Annotated in this window: 23 protein-coding genes, 5 tRNA genes and 1 pseudogene; 24 read left to right on the top strand and 5 right to left on the bottom strand. The window is 45.9% G+C overall.

The features are described from left to right. Window positions 1–255, bottom strand: a pseudogene (locus TW81_RS18535) (transketolase); the annotation flags it as partial. A gap of 322 nt (window positions 256–577) precedes the next feature. Here TW81_RS18535 and metK point away from each other — a divergent pair. From metK to ruvX, 8 genes are all read left to right on the top strand, one after another. Next, window positions 578–1,732: a methionine adenosyltransferase gene (gene metK / locus TW81_RS18530; RefSeq protein ID WP_045957223.1), complete on the top strand. Its 1,155-nt coding sequence runs from the start codon at window positions 578–580 to the stop codon at window positions 1,730–1,732. 271 nt (window positions 1,733–2,003) lie between these two features. Further along, window positions 2,004–2,801, top strand: coding sequence for a DUF2189 domain-containing protein (locus tag TW81_RS18525; RefSeq protein ID WP_045957222.1), 798 nt, complete (start codon window positions 2,004–2,006; stop codon window positions 2,799–2,801). A 69-nt stretch (window positions 2,802–2,870) separates the two neighbouring features. Beyond that, window positions 2,871–3,368, top strand: a complete 498-nt coding sequence (locus tag TW81_RS18520; RefSeq protein WP_045957226.1) for a SprT family zinc-dependent metalloprotease — start codon at window positions 2,871–2,873, stop codon at window positions 3,366–3,368. 76 nt (window positions 3,369–3,444) lie between these two features. Next, complete coding sequence (gene endA, locus TW81_RS18515) at window positions 3,445–4,146, top strand: deoxyribonuclease I (RefSeq protein WP_045957221.1); 702 nt, start codon at window positions 3,445–3,447, stop codon at window positions 4,144–4,146. 114 nt (window positions 4,147–4,260) lie between these two features. Continuing rightward, the gene (rsmE, locus tag TW81_RS18510) at window positions 4,261–4,992 is read left to right on the top strand and encodes a 16S rRNA (uracil(1498)-N(3))-methyltransferase (RefSeq protein WP_045957220.1); all 732 of its coding nucleotides are present in this window, start codon (window positions 4,261–4,263) and stop codon (window positions 4,990–4,992) included. Window positions 4,993–5,005: 13 nt separating this feature from the next. Further along, window positions 5,006–5,953 (top strand): glutathione synthase, encoded by a 948-nt coding sequence (gshB, locus tag TW81_RS18505; protein ID WP_045957219.1) that lies wholly within the window; start codon window positions 5,006–5,008, stop codon window positions 5,951–5,953. A 52-nt stretch (window positions 5,954–6,005) separates the two neighbouring features. Next, window positions 6,006–6,569: a YqgE/AlgH family protein gene (locus TW81_RS18500; RefSeq protein WP_045957218.1), complete on the top strand. Its 564-nt coding sequence runs from the start codon at window positions 6,006–6,008 to the stop codon at window positions 6,567–6,569. A 20-nt stretch (window positions 6,570–6,589) separates the two neighbouring features. Then, window positions 6,590–7,015 (top strand): Holliday junction resolvase RuvX, encoded by a 426-nt coding sequence (gene ruvX / locus TW81_RS18495; protein WP_045957217.1) that lies wholly within the window; start codon window positions 6,590–6,592, stop codon window positions 7,013–7,015. Window positions 7,016–7,048: 33 nt separating this feature from the next. Here the strand turns inward: ruvX and TW81_RS18490 are convergent, their stop codons facing one another. Together TW81_RS18490 and TW81_RS18485 are read right to left on the bottom strand one after the other, a co-directional pair. Next, window positions 7,049–8,155 (bottom strand): PilT/PilU family type 4a pilus ATPase, encoded by a 1,107-nt coding sequence (locus tag TW81_RS18490; RefSeq protein ID WP_045957216.1) that lies wholly within the window; start codon window positions 8,153–8,155, stop codon window positions 7,049–7,051. A 21-nt stretch (window positions 8,156–8,176) separates the two neighbouring features. After that, on the bottom strand, window positions 8,177–9,214 hold the full coding sequence (locus TW81_RS18485; RefSeq protein WP_045957215.1) for a type IV pilus twitching motility protein PilT: 1,038 nt from the start codon (window positions 9,212–9,214) through the stop codon (window positions 8,177–8,179). A 25-nt stretch (window positions 9,215–9,239) separates the two neighbouring features. Between TW81_RS18485 and TW81_RS18480 the strand changes: the two genes are divergently transcribed. From TW81_RS18480 to hemW, 7 genes are read left to right on the top strand one after another with little or no spacing between them, the layout of a single operon-like run. Next, entirely contained in the window at window positions 9,240–9,956 is a 717-nt protein-coding gene (locus TW81_RS18480; RefSeq protein WP_045957214.1) for a YggS family pyridoxal phosphate-dependent enzyme, read from the top strand. 23 nt (window positions 9,957–9,979) lie between these two features. Beyond that, window positions 9,980–10,798, top strand: a complete 819-nt coding sequence (gene proC / locus TW81_RS18475; protein WP_045957213.1) for a pyrroline-5-carboxylate reductase — start codon at window positions 9,980–9,982, stop codon at window positions 10,796–10,798. 38 nt (window positions 10,799–10,836) lie between these two features. Then, on the top strand, window positions 10,837–11,394 hold the full coding sequence (locus TW81_RS18470; protein WP_045957212.1) for a YggT family protein: 558 nt from the start codon (window positions 10,837–10,839) through the stop codon (window positions 11,392–11,394). After that, window positions 11,394–11,684 (top strand): DUF167 family protein YggU, encoded by a 291-nt coding sequence (gene yggU / locus TW81_RS18465; protein WP_045957211.1) that lies wholly within the window; start codon window positions 11,394–11,396, stop codon window positions 11,682–11,684. Before TW81_RS18470 ends, yggU begins: the two co-directional genes overlap by 1 nt. 53 nt (window positions 11,685–11,737) lie before the next feature. Next, window positions 11,738–12,169 carry a DUF4426 domain-containing protein gene (locus TW81_RS18460; protein ID WP_045957225.1) on the top strand — a complete coding sequence of 144 codons (432 nt, stop codon included), beginning with the start codon at window positions 11,738–11,740 and terminating at the stop codon, window positions 12,167–12,169. 33 nt (window positions 12,170–12,202) lie between these two features. Continuing rightward, entirely contained in the window at window positions 12,203–12,808 is a 606-nt protein-coding gene (locus tag TW81_RS18455; protein WP_045957210.1) for an XTP/dITP diphosphatase, read from the top strand. A 15-nt stretch (window positions 12,809–12,823) separates the two neighbouring features. After that, entirely contained in the window at window positions 12,824–13,999 is a 1,176-nt protein-coding gene (hemW, locus tag TW81_RS18450) for a radical SAM family heme chaperone HemW (protein WP_045957209.1), read from the top strand. Window positions 14,000–14,062: 63 nt separating this feature from the next. Here hemW and glsB read toward each other — a convergent pair whose 3' ends face one another. Together glsB and trmB are read right to left on the bottom strand one after the other, a co-directional pair. Continuing rightward, window positions 14,063–14,983 (bottom strand): glutaminase B, encoded by a 921-nt coding sequence (gene glsB / locus TW81_RS18445; protein ID WP_045957208.1) that lies wholly within the window; start codon window positions 14,981–14,983, stop codon window positions 14,063–14,065. A gap of 134 nt (window positions 14,984–15,117) precedes the next feature. Next, a complete protein-coding gene (gene trmB / locus TW81_RS18440; protein ID WP_045957207.1) occupies window positions 15,118–15,837 on the bottom strand; it encodes a tRNA (guanosine(46)-N7)-methyltransferase TrmB in 720 nt (239 codons plus the stop codon). A 210-nt stretch (window positions 15,838–16,047) separates the two neighbouring features. Here trmB and mutY point away from each other — a divergent pair, with 210 nt between their 5' ends. From mutY to TW81_RS18395, 9 genes are all read left to right on the top strand, one after another. Continuing rightward, window positions 16,048–17,103 (top strand): A/G-specific adenine glycosylase, encoded by a 1,056-nt coding sequence (gene mutY / locus TW81_RS18435; protein WP_045957206.1) that lies wholly within the window; start codon window positions 16,048–16,050, stop codon window positions 17,101–17,103. Window positions 17,104–17,122: 19 nt separating this feature from the next. Then, window positions 17,123–17,395: an oxidative damage protection protein gene (locus tag TW81_RS18430; protein ID WP_045957205.1), complete on the top strand. Its 273-nt coding sequence runs from the start codon at window positions 17,123–17,125 to the stop codon at window positions 17,393–17,395. A 69-nt stretch (window positions 17,396–17,464) separates the two neighbouring features. Beyond that, window positions 17,465–18,601 carry a membrane-bound lytic murein transglycosylase MltC gene (mltC, locus tag TW81_RS18425; RefSeq protein ID WP_045957204.1) on the top strand — a complete coding sequence of 379 codons (1,137 nt, stop codon included), beginning with the start codon at window positions 17,465–17,467 and terminating at the stop codon, window positions 18,599–18,601. A gap of 103 nt (window positions 18,602–18,704) precedes the next feature. After that, window positions 18,705–18,780, top strand: a tRNA-Phe gene (locus TW81_RS18420). 53 nt (window positions 18,781–18,833) lie between these two features. Continuing rightward, window positions 18,834–18,909 (top strand) — tRNA-Thr (locus TW81_RS18415). A gap of 7 nt (window positions 18,910–18,916) precedes the next feature. Beyond that, window positions 18,917–18,992 (top strand) — tRNA-Phe (locus TW81_RS18410). Between the two features lie 55 nt (window positions 18,993–19,047). Then, window positions 19,048–19,123 (top strand) — tRNA-Asn (locus tag TW81_RS18405). 390 nt (window positions 19,124–19,513) lie between these two features. After that, entirely contained in the window at window positions 19,514–21,139 is a 1,626-nt protein-coding gene (locus TW81_RS18400; protein ID WP_045957203.1) for a methyl-accepting chemotaxis protein, read from the top strand. Between the two features lie 221 nt (window positions 21,140–21,360). Then, window positions 21,361–21,436: transfer RNA gene (locus TW81_RS18395), tRNA-Phe, on the top strand. Window positions 21,437–21,442 lie beyond the last annotated feature (6 nt).

Raw genomic sequence — 21,442 nt, 5'->3', positions numbered from 1 at the left:
GTCGATAGACAACTCGTAACCAGCAAGGTGCAGCAAAGAGTAAATCAGCATAGAGCCGTGGCCGTTTGACAATACAAAACGGTCGCGGTCAGCCCATTCTGGGTTTGCAGGGTTGTGGTTTAGGTGTGAACGCCAAAGAACTTCAGCGATATCAGCCATACCCATAGGTGCGCCTGGGTGACCAGAGTTAGCTTGTTGTACACCGTCCATGCTTAGAGCACGGATTGCGTTAGCGAGATGTTGACGAGAAGACATGTCAGCTCCTGAATGCGTTAAGCGAATCAAATATAAAATGGACGATAATTCTCTCAAAGCCCCCTCAGCACTGCAATCGATTTCCAAACGAAAAGCTCACAAATTTCCTCGCTTTCACCACCAATCGATAAAAGTTAACAAAATTTCCCACATACTCAGCAAACGTTTGTCTTTAGCAAATAGCAAAAAAATGCTTGTAATCCGAACATTCAAAACTAGAATAGACGTCTAGATGTAGATACACCTACAGATATTAATATTATTTATCAGTATTCCGCTATCATTCACGGAGCACTGTCTAAAAATTTAAAGTGGAGCTCACATGGCTAAGCACCTGTTTACTTCTGAGTCTGTTTCAGAAGGTCATCCAGATAAAATTGCAGACCAAATCTCTGATGCAGTCCTTGATGCGATTCTAGAACAAGACCCTAAAGCGCGTGTTGCGTGTGAAACATACGTAAAAACTGGCATGGTGATGGTTGGTGGTGAAATCACAACATCAGCATGGGTCGATATCGAAGAGCTAACTCGCCAAACTGTGCGCGAAATTGGTTACGTTCATTCTGACATGGGTTTTGATGCGGATTCATGTGCAGTTCTCAATACCATCGGTAAGCAATCTCCAGACATCAACCAAGGTGTTGATAAAGCCGATCCTAAAGAGCAAGGCGCTGGTGACCAAGGTATTATGTTCGGTTACGCGACTAACGAAACAGAAATCCTAATGCCTGCTCCGATTACTTACTCTCACCGTCTTGTACAAAAGCAAGCGGAAGTACGTAAAAATGGCACTCTTCCTTGGTTGCGTCCTGATGCAAAATCTCAGGTTACTTTCCAATACGACCATGGCAAAATTGTTGGCATCGACGCCGTTGTTCTTTCGACTCAACACTGTGATTCAATCTCTACTCCAGACCTACGTGAAGCAGTGATGGAAGAGATCATCAAACCAGTACTGCCTGCAGAGTGGATCAACAAAGAGACTAATTTCTTCATCAACCCAACTGGTCGTTTCGTAATCGGTGGCCCAATGGGTGACTGTGGCCTAACCGGTCGTAAGATCATCGTTGATACCTACGGCGGCGCAGCTCGTCACGGTGGCGGTGCATTCTCTGGTAAAGATCCATCAAAAGTAGACCGCTCTGCTGCATACGCTGCACGTTACGTTGCGAAAAACATCGTTGCGGCTGGTATGGCGGATCGCTGTGAAATCCAACTTTCATACGCTATCGGTGTTGCAGATCCAACCTCTATCATGGTTGAAACCTTTGGCACTGAGAAAGTCTCTCACGACATCATTGTGGAAGCAGTTCGTCAACACTTCGACCTACGTCCATACGGCCTACAAGAAATGTTGAACCTACTTCAGCCGATCTACAAAAAGACAGCGGCGTACGGCCACTTCGGCCGTGAAGAGTTCCCTTGGGAAGCGACAGACAAAGCAGCACAACTACGCGAGTTTGCTGGTCTAAAATAATCGCTCTAAAACGCTAAAATCTGCTAAGAACGTCTGGAAATCCAGGCGTTCTTTTTTTATGTGTAAAAAAGCGTCAATTAATTTGTATTTTTTTGCCATGGGGTCAATAGTTAAAAATATGTTAATGAAGCAGTCAAATATCGACAGGACTTCGTTAGCTCTTTAACTGATGCACCGCTTACATCAATGAGGTCGCAAAGCCGGGCATCGAGTTACGTCCACTGTTGCTTTAACAGCCCAGTGAAGCTAGATAATCGATCAAGGAGGACGTATGCCTCGTACGGTGAATCCCCAAGGCTTCGACGATAAACACAAAGAAGTCAAAGACTCGGAATACGCCCGAACAATAGGGTGTAATACGGTAAGTATCTCTGCTCCATTCCACTGGCTTGCGCTCGGTCTACACGACTTTGTGCGCATGCCTCTTATCAGTGCGGTCTACGGCTTATGCTTTATGGCGGCTGCCGTTGGTATCGTACTACTCGTTCAATGGCAAGGCACCCATCTGGTGGTAATGCCGAGCCTTGTTGTCTACATGTTGATTGGTCCCTTTTTAGCACTTGGCCTCTATGATGCCAGTTGGGAAAGAGAAAAAGGCCACAACGCTAGTCTTATCCACTCAATGAAAGCCATTAGCCGTAACTCTACCTCTCAATGGGCCTTTGCGGTATTGCTCGCCGTATGTATGATTTTCTGGATGCGTATTGCCGCCCTGTTGCACGCGCTTTATCCATCGGTACAAGGTGCGCCTCTCACCGAGTTTATGCCTTTCCTTGTGATTGGTTCATTAGTTGGCCTAGTACTGGCTTGTGTCGTATTTAGCATTTCGGCGTTCTCGATTCCATTAATGATGGAGCGCCGAGTTGACATGATGACAGCCGTGTTCTCCAGCTTTAATGCCGTCAAGTCGAACATTCCTGCGATGATTGTCTGGGCTGCGCTCATCTGTGGCGGTATTTTAGTCGGCTTTGCTACCTACGGTTTCGGAATGCTGTTCACTATGCCAATTCTTGGTTACGCAACCTGGCATGCTTATCACGAGACCATTAAGAAAAAGCATCACCCTTAGGTCGCACAACACACTCAACCAGTATATGATTCGCCCCTAGCTTTAGGGGCGTTTTTATTGGAGTTGATGTTGGACTTAGAACTGGAATACCGAGCAAAAAAGGTCATGGCAGAGTTCATTGCTATTGCCTCTAAGACCTTAGATCGTTCTTTTTCTGTGCCCCAGCTCAGTTTTAAGCTACGTGGCAAAGCCGCGGGCAAAGCCTACCTGCAACTCAACGAGATACGCCTCAACCCGATCCTGTTTAAAGAAAATCAGCAAGCCTTCTTGCATGAAGTCATTCCTCACGAAATTGCCCATCTCATCACTTATCAAGTCTATGGCCGAGTACGCCCACACGGAAAAGAGTGGCAAGGGATAATGGAATCCGTATTCAAAGTGCCAGCCAAAACAACACACAGCTTTGAAGTGGCGTCCGTACAAGGCAAGACCTTCGAGTACATTTGTGCTTGCAGAGTCTACCCACTATCAATTCGTCGTCACAATAAAGTGGTGCGCAACCAAGCAAGCTATCGCTGCCAACAGTGTCAGCAGTCGCTAAGCTTTACTGGTAAACAGTTGTCTTAATTAATTAAACCATCACTAATAGATAAAATAAGTGCGTGTTAGACTGTAGTTACTACTACTTATCTAATACTTGAGCATGAAAAAATCTTTTTGGCTGTCTGTCTCCGCACTCATATTCAGCACAACCGCGTTTGCCGCCCCTCCTACTTCTTTTAGTCAAGCGAAGAAAGAAGCGATAAAAATTTACGCCGATCACCCAACCAGCTTTTACTGTGGCTGTGATATTCAATGGCAAGGACGTAAAGGGGTTCCTGATTTAGCCTCTTGCGGTTATCAGGTTCGTAAACAACAAAAACGCGCATCACGTATTGAATGGGAGCATGTGGTTCCTGCCTGGCAATTTGGCCACCAGCGTCAATGCTGGCAAAGCGGTGGGCGAAAAAACTGTACTAAAAGCGACCAAACTTTTCGTCAGATGGAAGCCGATTTACACAACCTCACTCCGGCAATAGGTGAAGTCAACGGCGACCGTTCTAACTATAACTTTAGCCAGTGGAATGGTATGGATGGCGTCAGCTATGGACGCTGCGAGATGCAAGTTAACTTTAAGCAGCGTAAGGTTATGCCGCCGGATCGCGCTAAAGGTTCAATCGCGCGCACTTATCTATATATGAGCCAAGAATATGGGTTCAAGCTATCGAAACAACAAACTCAATTGATGAGCGCATGGAACAAAACTTATCCCGTTGATAAATGGGAATGTGAACGCGATAAACGCATCGCCAAAGTGCAAGGCAATCACAACACATTTGTCCACTCAGCCTGCCAGGCGCTATAGCTTAATCCGAGTTTCCAGTAAATAACTGGAAACTCTCTATAACCCTTGTTTTTTACTAACAAAGCATCCATGTTAGAGGTTATCTCAAATCCTGTTGCTGGAAGTCGAAACACAATGCGAATCCCACGAATTTATCACCCTCAAGCCATTACCCAGTTAGGCGCTCTAATGCTCAGCGATGATGCGGCAGGTCATATTGGCCGTGTGCTGCGCATGAAAGAGGGGCAAGATGTACTGCTGTTTGACGGTAGTGGTGCCGAGTTTCCAGCAACCATTTCGCAGATAACCAAGAAGTCGGTTGAAGTAGAAGTCACCGAACGAGTTGAGCGCAGCTCTGAATCACCACTCGACCTCCATCTCGGTCAGGTCATTTCTCGTGGTGACAAAATGGAGTTTACGATTCAGAAATCAGTGGAATTGGGTGTTAACACTATCACACCTCTAATATCGGAACGTTGCGGGGTAAAACTCGATCATAAACGCTTTGAGAAAAAACTCGCGCAATGGCAGAAAATCGCCATCAGCGCCTGTGAACAGTGCGGCCGCAATACCATCCCTGACATTCGCCCTATTATGCAGCTCGAAGATTGGTGCAGCGAAGAGTACGACGGATTGAAGCTCAACTTACACCCAAGAGCCAAATACTCCATCAATACGCTACCGACACCGGTAGAAAAAGTCCGTTTGCTGATTGGACCGGAGGGTGGATTGTCTAGCGAAGAAATCAGCATGACAGAAAATTACAAATTTGAAGAGACGTTGCTTGGGCCACGCGTTTTACGTACGGAAACAGCAGCGCTAACGGCAATTACAGCCCTGCAAGTTCGTTTCGGCGATCTTGGTTAAACGGAGAAAATACATGATCAAATTAGGTATCGTAATGGACCCAATCTCGTCCATTAACATCAAAAAAGACTCTAGCTTTGCCATGATGCTTGAAGCGCAGCGCCGCGGTTATCAGATTCACTACATGGAAATGAACGACCTACACTTAGAGCAAGGTGTCGCAATTGCAGATACCAAAGTCGTTGAGTTAAAAGAAGATCCTAACGGCTGGTACGAGTTCAAATCAGAGCAAACTATCGAACTGTCTGAGCTGGATGCTGTCCTGATGCGTAAAGATCCTCCGTTTGATACTGAATACATTTACGCAACCTATATCCTTGAGCGTGCTGAAGAGCAAGGCACTTTGATCGTCAACAAGCCACAAAGCCTACGCGATTGTAATGAAAAGCTCTTTACCGCCTGGTTCCCTGAGCTCACACCGACCACTATCGTGACGCGCAAAGCAGACAAGATTAAAGCCTTCCGTGAAGAGCATGGTGACGTAATCCTTAAACCACTCGATGGCATGGGTGGTGCATCAATCTTTCGAGTCAAAGAAAACGATCCAAATGTCTCTGTCATTATCGAAACACTGACCAACCACGGCCAAAACTACGCCATGGCGCAAACTTTTGTCCCAGATATCAGCAATGGTGATAAACGTATTCTGGTTGTCGATGGAGAGCCGATGCCTTACTGCTTAGCTCGTATTCCTGCCAAAGGTGAAACTCGTGGCAACCTTGCAGCTGGCGGCACAGGCGAAGCAAGACCACTTAGTGAGACAGATAAAAAGATCGCTGAGGCAGTAGCGCCTACACTTAAAGAAAAAGGACTGATCTTTGTAGGTCTCGACGTTATTGGTGACAAGCTGACAGAAATCAATGTGACAAGCCCAACGTGTATTCGCGAAATCGAGGCTGCATTTGATGTGTCAATTACTGGAAAGCTAATGGATGCTATCGAGCGTCGACTTAACGCCTAACCGCGTTTGGGCAACGGCGCTCGTTGCCCTACATTTATAAGTGGGAGTCTTTATGAATCTAACCAACCATTTTTTAGTGGCAATGCCGGGGATGAAGGATCCCTACTTCAAGCGCAGTGTTATTTATGTGTGTGAGCACAATGAAGATGGCGCAATGGGTTTAATGATTAATGCTCCTATCGATATCACTATTGGTAAGATGCTAGAGCGGGTTGACGTAGAGTCGACACAGCCAAAGTTGATGACTGAAAGCCTGCAAAAACCGGTACTCAATGGTGGCCCCGTATCTGAAGATCGCGGTTTTATCCTCCACCAGCCGAAAGATGAGTATGAATCTAGCATCAAGATGACCGATCATCTCTCTGTCACGACGTCAAAAGACATTCTTGGCGTGCTTGGCACTGAAGCCGAGCCTAACCACTATATCGTCGCGTTAGGCTATGCTGGCTGGGAACCGGGCCAGTTGGAAAGCGAACTTTCCGAAAACTCATGGCTCACCGTAGAAGCCGATCCTGACGTAATGTTCGATACACCCATAAATGAACGTTGGCAAAAAGCGGTGCAAATGCTCGGTATTGATGTTGCACAACTATCAAGTGATATCGGCCACGCTTAACAAAGATAACGAAGAGAAACATGTCTAGAACAATTATGGCCTTTGATTTCGGAACCAAAAGTATTGGTAGTGCCATCGGGCAAGAAATCACAGGGACCGCTTCACCACTTAAAGCTTTTAAAGCTAACGATGGTATTCCAAACTGGGACGATATTGAGAAACAGATCAAAGAGTGGCAGCCGAATCTGTTAGTGGTTGGGCTACCCACTGACCTCTACGGGAAAGATCTCGAAACCATTACCCCGCGAGCGAAAAAATTTGCTAATCGTCTGCATGGTCGTTTTGGCCTGCCAGTAGAGCTGCATGATGAAAGACTCTCCACCATGGAAGCTCGCGCCGACCTATTTGAAATGGGAGGCTATAAGGCGCTCAGTAAAGGTAATGTCGATTGTCAGTCAGCCGTGGTCATTTTAGAAAGCTGGTTTGAAGCGCAGTGGGGAGAATAGTTCCTAGAGAGTGGTTTCTAGGAACCAAGTACTTCAATCCATATCAATCTTAACGCCACTCAAAGAGCCGGAATTTGGAGTATCACCACGCTGAGTTTTGAGCATGATGCGTAAATCATTAGCTGAATCGGCACAATGCATCGCATCTTCTTCGGTGATTTTATCTTCACTAACCAGCGTATAGAGCGCCTGATCGAAAGTCTGCATTCCGATCTGGTCTGATTTTGCCATGGTGGTTTTAAGCTCATGAAGATCACCACGACGAATCAGATCCGCCACTCGTGGGCTATTAAGTAAGACTTCAAATACACCATGACGACCTTGGCCATTCTTATCTCGAATTAACTGCTGACCAATCACACCACGTAGATTAAGTGACAAATCAAACAGAAACTGTTCTTTTTGCTCTTTGGGTACCAAGTGGAGAATGCGCTCTAGCGCTTGGTTAGCATTATTGGCATGCAGTGTCGCCATACACAGGTGACCCGTTTCAGAAAAAGTCATCGCGTACTCCATCGTTTCTCGCGAACGAATCTCGCCAATCAAAATCATATCCGGTGCCTGACGCAGCGAGTTTTTCAGTGCCACTTCGTAGCTTTGCGTATCAAGCCCTACTTCTCTTTGCGTGACGATGCAACCTTGATGTTCATGAACAAACTCAATTGGGTCTTCTACGGTTAAGATATGTCCAGAGCTATGGCTATTTCGATAACCTGTCATCGCCGCCAAGGTAGTTGATTTACCCGAGCCCGTCGCTCCAACGACCAGCACCAACCCTCGTTTAGCAACAGCGAGATCTTGCAATACTTGCGGTAACTTAAGCTCTTCAAACGTCGGGATCTTATTCTCAATACGGCGAATCACAGCTCCGGGTAGTTCGCGCTGATAGAAGGCGGAAACGCGGAATCGACCAAAATGGCGCACAATGGCAAAGTTCGCTTCTTTCGTGGCATGATATTCATGCAAACGCTCGCTATCCATCATGGCTTCAAGCAAAGAGTTGACTATGGCATGTGATAGCTTGTCACCTTGCTGTTTCAGTTCGCCATCGACACGATACAGAATAGGCGCCCCAACGGTAATATATAAATCAGACGCCTTGTGGCTGATCATTTGCTGCAAAAACGCATCAATATCCATTATTTCTTCTCTTGTTGTTGCTTAGAACATTGAGCTTTCAAGTTCGATTTTCTTCGCCACTTCTTGTTGATCAACCAAGCCTTGGGCGATCAACTGCTTAGCGTGTTGCTCCATAGTTTGCATACCATGTTGAGCGCCGGTTTGGATCACAGAAAACATCTGCGCCACTTTATCTTCACGAATCAAGTTGCGAATCGCTGGTGTTGCCATCATGATCTCATGACACGCTACACGCCCGCCGCCTATCCGTTTAAGTAACTTCTGCGCAATCACAGCGCGTAGAGATTCTGAAAGCATTGAGCGCACCATCTCCTTATCGCTACCGGGAAAGACATCAATAATACGGTCAATGGTTTTTGCCGCAGAGCTGGTGTGCAGGGTACCAAACACTAAATGACCGGTTTCCGCAGCAGTCAGCGCCAAGCTAATGGTTTCTTGGTCACGAAGCTCGCCAACTAGTATAACGTCTGGGTCTTCACGCAGCGCACTGCGTAGTGCATTGTTAAAGCTATGGGTATCGCGGTGTACTTCACGTTGGTTGATCAAACACTTATTGTTACTATGTACAAATTCGATCGGATCTTCGATGGTGAGGATGTGCTTGTTATGATGGCGATTAATATGATCGACCATCGCCGCTAATGTAGTCGATTTACCAGAACCCGTCGGGCCGGTCACCAACACTAAGCCCTTTTCCATATTGGCAATGTTTTCGAAGATCTGAGGTGCGGCAAGCTGCTCTAAAGTGGGAATTTCGGTAGGAATAGTGCGAAACACCGCTGCCGAACCGCGCGCTTGATTAAAGGCATTAACACGAAATCGACCGACATTAGGTAACTCAAATGAAAAGTCGACTTCTAAACGCTCTTCGAATTCACTGCGCTGCGCATCATTCATAATTTCAAACACTAAACGGTGTACATCCGAGTGACTAAAAGCAGGGACTCCGAGCTTTCTGACTTCACCATCTATCCGCACCATTGGAGATACTCCAGCAGAAAGATGTAGATCTGAAGCATTATGCTTTACACTAAAATCCAGTAATTCGGCGATATCCATTTAAAATCCTTAAGTAAAATCTGCTATGACTAGTATTCAACAAAACATTGAACAGATCACCTCACAGATTGAGGGCGCACAACAAAAGTGTGGACGCGGTCGAGACACAGTGCAACTTCTGGCCGTCAGTAAGACTAAACCAGTAGAAGCGATATTAGAGGCAGCCCAAGCAGGGCAAGTTCGTTTCGGCGAAAACTACGTGCAAGAAGGCACCGACAAAGTTGCCTACTTTTCACAGCATCATCCCGAACTTGGGCTTGAATGGCACTTTATTGGCCCGATACAGTCGAATAAATCGCGCCACGTTGCAGAAAATTTTGCTTGGGTTCACACCGTAGATAGAGCCAAAATTGCCAAGCGCCTAAGTGAACAACGTCCACAAGACCTACAGCCACTTCAAGTATTGATTCAAGTTAATACCAGCGGAGAGTTGTCTAAATCGGGTATCAATGAAAACGAAATCTTTGAGCTGGCAGAGTTGATTTCTACCCTTCCCAACCTCACTTTAAGAGGATTGATGTCAATTCCGGCCAACGTGTCGGATTATGCTTCCCAGTTAGCCGCCTTTACTCAACTCGCTGAGCTAAAAGAGAAGCTTGCCGAGCGATTTCCTGAGCAGAACATCGACACCTTGTCGATGGGAATGAGCGGAGATATGCAAGCTGCGATTGAAGCCGGCAGTACTATGGTACGTATTGGCACCGCCATATTTGGCGCACGAGATTACACCAACAAAGCGTAAAGATTCAAAGGATCACAGCAGCAATGGAACATAAAAAGATTGCCTTTATTGGCGCGGGGAACATGGTTAAAGCTATCGTGTCTGGGCTAATTGCCGATGGTTACCCAGCAGAGCTAATCACTGCGACAGCGCCTTCAGAAACACGTCGACTGCCACTAGAGCAAGAATTTGGTATTCGTACCACTGATGACAATATCCAAGCGGCTAGTGAGGCTGATGTGGTGGTACTGTCAGTCAAGCCACAAATGATGGCAGAAGTGTGCAAACCATTACAGGCTATCGATTGGTCTGAAAAACTGGTGATTTCTATTGCGGCGGGAATTCAAAGCGCACGCTTTAACCAAATGCTAGACAGCGAACTCAGCCTAGTACGCGTGATGCCAAACACGCCGTCACAGTTAGGTTTAGGCATGAGTGGTTTATTTGCTCCGGCTAACGTGTCTGAACAAGATAAGGCCTTTGCCGCCAATCTTATGCAAGCATGCGGCAAGGTATGCTGGGTAGAGCAAGAATCCGGCATCAACAATATTATCGCCGCTGCCGGTAGCGCCCCTGCCTACTTCTTCCTCTTCATGGAAGCAATGCAGGCGGAAGCCATCGCGCAAGGGTTTGACAAACAAACCGCGCGCTTACTCGTACAGCAGTCAGCACTTGGCGCAGCGCGTATGGTCGAGGGCAATCCAGAGACAGAATTGTCCACTCTGCGAGAAAATGTCACCTCTAAAGGCGGCACAACGGCGGAAGCGCTACGTACATTCAATCAACATCAACTTTCAGATATAGTAGCCAAAGCCATGCAAGCGGCCGTTGCGCGCGCTGAAGAGATGGAAAAACTATTTTAATGACCAGAGCATATGGCTCTAGACAATAAGGGTAACCTATGAATTCAATGAGTTTTCTGATTTCCACCCTGTTTGATCTCTACATCATGGTGGTGATCTTACGTATCTGGTTACAAGCTGCCCGAGCAGACTTCTATAACCCGTTTTCTCAATTTATCGTCAAGGCAACCCAACCTGTTGTTGCACCACTACGCCGCGTGATTCCGTCAGTTGGTAGTATCGACCTTGCGACAGTGCTGTTTGCCTACCTGCTGTGTGTACTCAAGTTCGTCGCACTGACTTTTATCTTGTCTAGTGGTGCGGCCGCTTTTGATGTCGGCTTTTTCATCTTTGGTGGCTTAGCTCTAATCAAAGCAGCAGGTGGACTGCTGTTTTGGGTATTGTTGATTCGTGCAATTTTAAGCTGGGTTAGCCAAGGCCGCAGTCCAATTGAATACGTTTTCCATCAATTGACCGAACCTATGTTGGCGCCAATTCGCCGAATTCTGCCTGCCATGGGCGGATTCGATTTAAGCGTTTTGGTGCTGTTCATTGTACTGCAGTTTGCCAATTTCTTGATGGGCGATTTAATCGGTCCTATCTGGTATCAACTATAATGTCATCAGCAGCTTGGTTTGACGGTCAAGACCTTGTCATTCGGCTCTATATTCAGCCGAAAGCGAGTCGAGACAAAATCGTCGGTCAGCATGGTGAAGAACTCAAAATTGCCATCACCGCACCGCCGGTCGATGGCAAAGCCAATGCGCACCTTAGTAAGTATCTCGCCAAGCAATTTAAGGTCGCCAAGGGATTAATAACAATAGAAAAAGGTGAGCTAGGAAGACACAAACAAGTCAGGATCAACTCACCGTCCCAGATACCGAAAGAGATAGAAGCCATCCTATGATGGCTTTTTATTTACTCTCGGTTGAAGGTTTAGCCCAACATAAAGGAAGTATTATGAAACATTGGATCGCACTACTGATGATTACCTCCCTCGCTTTTCCGACATGGGCAGGTCAGTTTAAAAACATTAAGGATATCGAGGTTCACTATTCAGCGTTCAATTCGACATTTTTAACGCCACAAGTCGCTCGCAGTTATCAACTCAAGCGCAATGGCTATTCTGCAATTTTGAACATTAGCGTGTTAGACAACTCCCAAGCAGGAAAGCCTGCTATCACTGCACAAATCTCTGGGAATGCAAAAAACCTGATTGGTCAGATGCGTGAACTGGACTTTCGCGAGATAAAAGAAGGCGACGCGATTTACTATCTTGCTGAGTTCCCGATTTCGGATGAAGAACAATTAACCTTTAACATCGACGTTAGCGCTGGTAATAAAGGCGCAGGCGCATTAAAGTTCAGCCAAAAATTTTATGTCGAAGAGTAACATTCGATAATTGCAATTATGTAAGGTCATACGATGAAGAGTAATAAGATTGTCCTAGCCACTGGCAACCAAGGCAAAGTTCGCGAAATGGCAGATCTACTGTCAGACTTTGGCTTTGACGTAGTGGCTCAAAGTGAATTCAATGTTTCTGAAGTGGCCGAAGCAGGAACAACCTTTATCGAAAACGCGATCATTAAAGCTCGTCATGCAGCAAAAGAGACCGGGCTTGCCGCGATTGCGGATGATTCAGGTCTTGAGGTGGACTTTCTTAACGGTGCACCGGGGATTTACTCTGCACGTTACGCCGGTGAAGGTGCAACTGACCAACAGAACCTTGAGAAGTTGCTGGCTGCGATGAAAGAAGTCCCTGAAGCTGAACGTACGGCACGATTCCACTGTGTGCTTGTGCTAATGCGTCACGAGAACGACCCAACGCCGATCGTATGCCATGGTAAGTGGGAAGGGCGCATTTTAAGCGAAGCACACGGTGAGAATGGCTTTGGTTACGATCCGGTATTTTTCGTTGCTGAAGATAACTGCGCGTCTGCCGAGCTCGAGCCTGCACGCAAGAAACAGCTTTCACATCGTGGAAAAGCATTGAAACAACTTTTCGCGACACTGTCAGAACAAGCGTTATAAGTCGCTAGTGAATCAATGAACCAACTAATCCCACCAGCTTTAAGCCTTTATGTACACATCCCTTGGTGCGTACAGAAGTGCCCATATTGTGACTTTAACTCACACGCGCTTAAAACCGATATTCCGGAGAAGGAATACATCGCTGCACTATTGCAAGATTTAGATGCGGATATTGAGCGTTATCAGATCAGCACGCCTCAGCGTCCACTCCATTCAATATTTATTGGCGGTGGTACCCCTAGTTTGATCTCTGCCCAAGGCATTGCAGATTTACTGCAAGGTATTGAAGCAAGAATTCCATTTAAGCCCAATATCGAAATCACTATGGAGGCAAATCCCGGCACCATAGAAGCGGAACGTTTTTCGGGCTATCAAACAGCTGGCGTCACTCGCATCTCTGTTGGCGTGCAGAGTTTTGAACAGCAAAAACTAGAAAGACTGGGGCGCATTCACGGTCAAGCTGAAGCGATCAATGCCGCCAAACTGGCGCATAAAATTGGGCTAAATAGCTTTAACCTTGATCTTATGCACGGCTTACCCGATCAGTCTGTTGATCAAGCTCTGCAGGATCTAGACAAAGCGATCGAGCTCGATCCGCCCCACCTTTCTTGGTATCAGCTAACGATCGAACCGAATACCATGTTCTACTACAAGCAGCCAACTTTGCCTGATGATGACGACCTATGGGATATCTTTGAGTTAGGGCATCAAAAGTTAGCCGAAGCGGGTTATGTTCAATATGAAATTTCTGGCTATAGCAAGCCCGGCTATCAATGTCAGCACAACCTAAACTACTGGCGCTTTGGCGATTACCTAGGCATTGGTTGCGGCTCTCACGGTAAAATCAGCTTTAGCGATGGGCGCATTGTTCGCACCACTAAGATAAAGCATCCAAAAGGCTACCTTGCCGCCTACGACAATATGGTTAAACCCTATTTGAATAGTGAAGAGGAAGTTGCACTCGAAGATCGCCCGTTTGAGTTCTTTATGAATCGCTTCCGACTTCTTGAAGCCTGCCCTAAGCAAGACTTCCTTGATACAACAGGCTTAGGCTTTGACGCAATTCAAGCAACCATGAACTGGGCGATTGAGATGGGCTACATCGACGAGAGCGATACTCATTGGCAAATCACAGAGAAAGGTAAGCTGTTCCTTAACGATCTGCTCGAAGCCTTTATGGCAGAAGAATAACCCTCGACAACAAAAAAGGGTTGAGGCGCAAACCTCAACCCATTGTTTATAAGGCGTTTCAACTTAGAAGATCGAACGCCCGATACGCTCAGCGAGCAACTCCAAGGCTTTGGTTCCCGCTAGAGAATTACCAGAAGGATCCAGTTCTGGCGACCAAACAGCAATAGTCATTTCTCCGGGAACAACTGCCACAATGCCGCCGCCAACACCCGATTTACCCGGCATACCCACGCGGTAGGCAAACTCTCCTGCACCATCGTATAAGCCACATGTCGCCAGTAAAGCGTTGAGCTGTTTGGTTTGAGTCGGTGTTATGACAGGTTTGCCCGTTTGAACCGAGGCGCCCTTGTTGGCTAAGTAGCTAAAGGTTTTGGCTAAATCGACACAACTCATTTTCAGTGCACAAGCGTGGAAATAGTTATTCAATACCGGGATAACGTCATTTTCAAAGTTGCCAAATGAACGCATCAGGTAGGCGATGGCAGCATTGCGATCACTATGCATCATCTCTGAGGCAGCAACTATCTTGTCATAGCAGATATGTGTATCACCCGAGAGTTGGCGTACAAACTCCAACAGCCGTTGACGAGGTGCCGACAAACGACTGTTAAGTAAATCAGCAACAACGATCGCACCGGCATTGATAAATGGATTACGCGGAATACCTTGCTCCATTTCCAACTGGATAAGCGAGTTAAATGCTTGACCAGACGGCTCTTTGCCGACACGCACCCAAATTTCATCCGGCTTATACAGGCACATCGCCAGCGTTAGACTTAACGCTTTTGAAATCGATTGAATCGAGAACGCTTCATCTGCATCTCCCGCTTTTATCACTTCGCCCTGATTGGTGAACACCGCCAAACCTAATTTAGACGCAGGTACTTTAGCCAAAGCAGGAATGTAATCTGCAACCTTTCCCTGACCAATCAGTGGGCGAACTTCGTCGAGGATTTCATTTAATATTGTTAGTGTCGGTTTCATATCAACCTTAAAAATCAGCTAGTTATTATTATTTTGTTGTAGGGTCAAAAAAGCCAACACATCAATGTTGGCTTTTAAAATCTATTCACGTCTGTGTTATGGGCGATAAATCTTCACCGATACAGCTAGGCGTTTTATTTTACGCGCTTATATTTAATATCCCAAACGCCGTGACCTAAACGGTGACCACGTGCTTCAAATTTTGTTAGCGGGCGCTCATCTGGGCGGGGAATGTAATCGCCATCTTGAGCAATATTTTCAAAGCCCGGAGCCTGATTCATTACTTCGATCATGTGCTCCGCGTAGTTTTCCCAATCAGTCGCCATATGGAAGATACCTTCACCGTCAATCAACTTCTGACGCACCATTTCAGCGAAATCTAGCTGGACAATACGGCGCTTGTGGTGACGCTTCTTATGCCATGGGTCTGGGAAGAACAGTTGCAGCGTAGCAAGGCTGCTATCTGGGATCATGTGCTCGAACACTTCTACCGCATCGTGACACATTACACGCAGGTTAGTAATGCTGGCTTCACGCGCATCTGATAGACACGCACCCACACCTGGGCTGTGTACTTCGATACCGATAAAGTTTTTCTCCGGCGCATTTTTCGCCATTTCAACCAGAGATGCGCCCATGCCAAAACCAATTTCTAGAACAACAGGGTTGTCGTTACCAAATACTTCTTTCCAATCTAGAAGCTTTTGTTGGTAATCAATACCCATTGTTGGCCAACACTCATTCATCGCGTTTTCTTGACCTTTGGTCAAACGACCTTCGCGGCGAACAAAGCTGCGAATTTTGCGTATCAGTTTACCGTCTTCGTTGTACTCGTTAGTGGTCACTTCACTCATGATTTTGCCTGTTTAAAAATTGGTCTCGACTCAAAGGGATTGTGATTATCCAAAGAATTGCTACTGGTGCAAGTATTTTAGCGTATTTCGACTCAACTCAACGCTTACATGCCTTATTTGGGTTAAATCCTTACTCTTTATCGGTTGTACTTTAGCGCCATTCTGTGGTGCAATTTTGCCTAATTAGATAACAACAATATTGAGCATATCGTGACCCCTTTTGCTGGTGCCATCTTAGAGTGGTACGAAAACTATGGACGTAAAAGCCTACCTTGGCAGCAAGATAAAACGGCTTACAGCGTGTGGCTATCCGAAATCATGCTGCAACAAACCCAAGTTGCAACCGTGATTCCCTACTACCAAAGGTTCTTAGAGCGCTTTCCTACTGTTGTCGATCTTGCCAATGCTGAGCAAGATGAAGTATTGCATCTATGGACGGGATTAGGCTACTACGCACGGGCCAGAAACCTACACAAGGCGGCAAAGATAGTCGCAGAACAATATCAAGGTCAGTTCCCACTCAGCATTGAAGAAATGAACGCCTTGCCAGGGATTGGCCGCTCTACGGCTGCAGCGATCCTCTCTTCAGTCTATAAGCAGCCCCACGCGATCTTAGATGGCAACGTTAAAAGAACCCTTGCTCGCGCGTTTGCCGTTGAAGGTTGGCCGGGACAAAAGAGAGTGGAAACTCAGCTATGGCAATATGCTGAGCAACATACGCCAAACACCGATGTTGATAAATACAACCAAGCAATGATGGACATGGGTGCAATGGTCTGCACACGTAGCAAACCGAAATGTACTTTATGCCCTGTAGAGTCTTTGTGTGTGGCCAACAAACAAGGAAACCCTCTCGACTATCCGGGCAAAAAGCCGAAGAAAGACAAACCAGTAAAAGAAACTTGGTTTGCGATGCTCCATCATGAGGGGCAAGTGTGGCTAGAACAACGTCCACAGTCGGGTATTTGGGGCGGCTTATTCTGTTTTCCTGAAAGCACGACAGCAGATATTGCTCATCAACTCGATGTTCGTGGCCTCTCTGAATCGATGATCAAACAACAAACCCAACTGATCGCCTTTCGTCATACCTTCAGTCATTATCACCTCGATATCACGCCAATTTTGGTAGACCTATCAAAGCAACCTAATGTGGTAATGGAAGCAAGCAAAGGTCTTTGGTATAACTTATCTCAACCTGAAGAAATTGGCTTAGCTGCTCCGGTAAAACAGTTACTGGATAGCCTGCCTTTCGAACTTCAACGCTAATTATTTTTAAGGAATCGTTATGAGCCGCACTGTATTTTGTGCTCGACTACAAAAAGAAGCCGAAGGCTTAGACTTTCAGCTCTACCCTGGTGAATTGGGCAAACGCATTTTTGACAACATTTCAAAAGAAGCTTGGGGCCAGTGGCAGCATAAACAAACCATGCTGATCAATGAAAAGAAGCTCAATATGATGGATCCTGAACATCGCACCTTGCTTGAAACTGAGATGGTCAACTTCCTGTTCGAAGGAAAAGAGGTTCATATTGAAGGCTACACGCCGCCGAGCGAGTAATCGTAAGCGATAGATTGAAGTAGAAGATGACATCATTGCCAACAGTGATGTCATTTTTTTAGGAGAGTTATGAGAAAGTTAGCTTACTTTTTGCTTGCTGTCGCCTTAACGGGTTGCAGCCGTGAATTCGTGGAAAGTCTCTACGATGTAAACTATGAACCAACCAATAGATTTGCCAAAAACCTCGCTGAGCTACCTGGGCAATTTGAGAAAGATACCGCGGCGCTGGATGCCTTGATTGGTAGTTTCTCAGGTAACATTGAAAAACGTTGGGGCCGTGGTGAGATTAAATTTGCTGGCAAAAGCAATTATGTAAAATATATCGATAACTATCTCAGTCGCTCTGAAGTCAACTTTGATAAAGGCTTAATCACGGTTGAAACCGTCTCTCCTACTGATCCCAAAGGGCACCTTAAAAACGCAATCATCACCACCCTATTGACGCCTGACGATCCTGCCAACGTTGACCTTTTTTCCTCCAAAGAGATTAAACTCGAAGGCCAGCCTTTTCTTTACCGCCAAGTCGTCGACCAAGACAATAAAGCAATCCAGTGGTCTTGGCGTGCCAATCGCTTTGCCGACTATCTGATCGCCAACAAACTCAAAGTGAAGGATGTCGACTTTAAGAAGGCCTACTACGTCGAAATTCCTATGGTGGAAGAACAGTTTGAGATTCGCAGTTATAAATATGCAGATATTGTTCAACGCGCGTCACGTAAATATGGCATCCCTGAAGATTTAATTTATGCCATCATCAAAACCGAAAGCAGCTTCAACCCTTATGCGGTGAGCTGGGCCAATGCGTATGGCTTAATGCAGGTCGTACCGAAAACCGCTGGCAAAGATGTATTTACTATAGTGAAGAAAAAATCCGGCCAGCCTAGTCCGGAATACTTGTTCAACCCTGAAAACAACATCGATACTGGTACCGCATATTTCTACATTTTGAAAAATCGCTATCTAAAAGACGTGAATAATCCACTTTCACTCGAATACAGTATGATTTCTGCTTATAACGGCGGCACTGGTGGTGTACTTAACACTTTCAACCGTAGCGATAGAAAACGAGCGATGCGTGATCTGAATTCACTGCAACCGAATCAAGTTTACTGGGCATTAACCAAAAAACACCCAAATGCAGAAGCACGCCGCTACCTTGAAAAAGTAACCAAATTCAAAAAGGATTTTAACTCTGGTAAAACATAAGCATTAAAATCGCCTAAATAATCAGCACTCAACCACTTTTTTGATTTTTTTTCCAAAAACAAGTTGACGACAAAGCCGAAAATCCGTTTAATAGCGCTCCGTTGCCCGGATAGCTCAGTCGGTAGAGCAGAGGATTGAAAATCCTCGTGTCGGTGGTTCGATTCCGCCTCCGGGCACCACAATTTCTTGATTGTTGGTGCTTTTAATCAACAAACAGCAAAGAATATAGTGTGCCGACTTAGCTCAGTAGGTAGAGCAACTGACTTGTAATCAGTAGGTCACCAGTTCGATTCCGGTAGTCGGCACCATTCTTTTGCCTCGATAGCTCAGTCGGTAGAGCAGAGGATTGAAAATCCTCGTGTCGGTGGTTCGATTCCGCCTCGAGGCACCATTATTTGGTGCACTTGTTTAATTTGAAATGATTAGCAAGACACAAACAGAATAGTTCCTCCTTAGCTCAGTTGGTAGAGCGACGGACTGTTAATCCGCAGGTCGCTGGTTCGAGCCCAGCAGGAGGAGCCACTTTTAAAAGCCAAGTCGAAAGACTTGGCTTTTTTCATTTCTAGATCACCAAAGTCCTCCAGACAAGCTTCAGCTTCATTCCGCAATACAGCAATATTGCCTTGAGTTTGGACGCTCATTGCCCAAACAATTCTAATTCCAAACTGAGATCCGCTCCAACAACTCTTGCATAGCTAATCTTTGTATTGTTATTTCGTCCCCAGCCTGCAAATTGTTATGCATTTGTTATCTTATTAAGCGACTTTTTTTGTTACTAAAATTTAATCTTGATCATAAAACAAACCAAGGCAGCTATTTGCTTCATTTGTTATACACTAATATGACAATTCATTGGAATGAGCAATTAATAGACTCAAATCTTAGCAATGTGATTTAAATGTGAGCGATTATATGAAACTAAAAACACAAGCTTATTTATTGTCGGGAATTATCTTGTTCGCGTTGCTTGCGTTAACCGCAACAGGTCTTTGGACCTTACGTGTCGCAAGTAACTTAGACAATAAGGCTCGCGTAACTGAACTCTTTCGCAGTGCCTACAGTATTCTGACGGAAGTCGAAAAGATGGCTGTCGACGGCACACTGGAAGAAGAGCAGGCAAAAACCTTAGCAACTCGCTTGCTACGTAACAATATCTACAAAGATAACGAATACGTTTACGTTGCTGATGAAAAAATGACCTTTGTTGCTACCCCACTTGATCCCCAGTTGCATGGCACCAGCTTCCACGACTTCAAAGATGGAGACGGAAACAGTGTCGGCAAATTGATTCTCGATAAGCTGGGTGGAAAAGTAGGCCAAATTGTTGAATATACTTGGACGCAGAAACAAGCTGATGGCAGCATCGAAGAAAAACTCTCTATCGCAGAAAAAACCCCGCATTGGAACTGGGTTGTCGGTACTGGAATCGGTTTTAATGAAGCCAATGCGCGCTTTTGGGCAACGGCTCAATGGCAGCTAGTTCTATGTTTAGGTATTGCGGCCATCATCTTAGCCATCTTAATCGTATCCATTCGCCGTATGCTCGCGTTACTGGGTGGGGAACCTCAAGATGTACGTCTTGCCGTTCAAGAAGTAGCCAAAGGCAACATTCAGACGACATTCGCTAGCCAAGCTGTACCAGGTAGTATCTACGAAGCAGTTCAGCAAATGAGCCAATCGCTCGCTCAACTGGTGAGTAACCTTGAAGGTTCAATGCATGGTTTGCGTAGCGAGCTGGCAAGCGTTGAAGATCGCGCTGCGAGCATTGCTCAGCTAACCGACTCTCAACAACAGTCTACGGCAATGATTGCCACTGCGATGACCGAAATGGCCTCGTCGGCAAGCAATGTTGCAGACTCGGCCAGTGACACCGCAAGAAATACAGATGAAGCCGACAAGCAGAGCCAACACACCCAGCAATTGATTCACAGCACAGTGGATAACATTCAAGGGTTGGCAACTCAGTTAGGTACCGCAAGTCAGGCTGTTGCCGATCTCGATAACGATGTAAACAATATCGTAAAAGTACTGGATGTTATTGGTGATATTGCCGAGCAAACTAACCTACTCGCGTTGAACGCCGCCATTGAAGCCGCTCGTGCGGGTGAACAGGGCCGCGGTTTCGCCGTGGTGGCCGATGAAGTTCGTAACCTAGCAGGTCGGACTCAAGATAGCACCAAAGAAATCCAGCAAATGATCAGTAATTTGCAAGAAGGCTCGCGCAATGCGATTCAAACCATGGAAGTGTGTGCGGAGACCAGCCAAAGCACAGTTCAAGAATCACAAAATGCGTCTGAAGCCCTCCAGCAGATCGTTGTTGCGCTTGAATCCATCACACAAATGAGTCAGCAAATTGCCACGGCTGCCGCAGAGCAGACGCAAGTGAGTGATGATATTTCACAACGGATCAACATGATCGAAGAGAGTGGTAATCAGTTAAGTGGTGTCGTCACCGAAAGTCACAATAGCACTCAAAGCTTGGCAAGGTTGTCAAACGAGCTCGAAAACTGGGTGAGCAAGTTTACTGTTAAGCACTAATTCCACTCGGAACAGCAAAAAGCACGCCTCTTTGTGTGCTTTTTTGTTATCTAAACCACACTAATTAACCGTTCACAAGGTATAACGACGGTTGTCCTCTATACATTTAGTATTCAAAATGGATAAAAACAGCCCATTAAGTATAGAAAAACAACAAACGATATTTTTTTTGCATTTTGATGTTGACCTAAAGCACGAAAAGCCGTTTAATACACCTCGTCGCCCGGATAGCTCAGTCGGTAGAGCAGAGGATTGAAAATCCTCGTGTCGGTGGTTCGATTCCGCCTCCGGGCACCACAATTA

Source organism: Vibrio galatheae (genome assembly GCF_000967545.1).
GTDB classification, from domain to species: Bacteria; Pseudomonadota; Gammaproteobacteria; order Enterobacterales; family Vibrionaceae; genus Vibrio; species Vibrio galatheae.
Note: the sequence above shows the minus strand (reverse complement) of the source record. Positions and strands in the feature narration are given on the sequence as shown.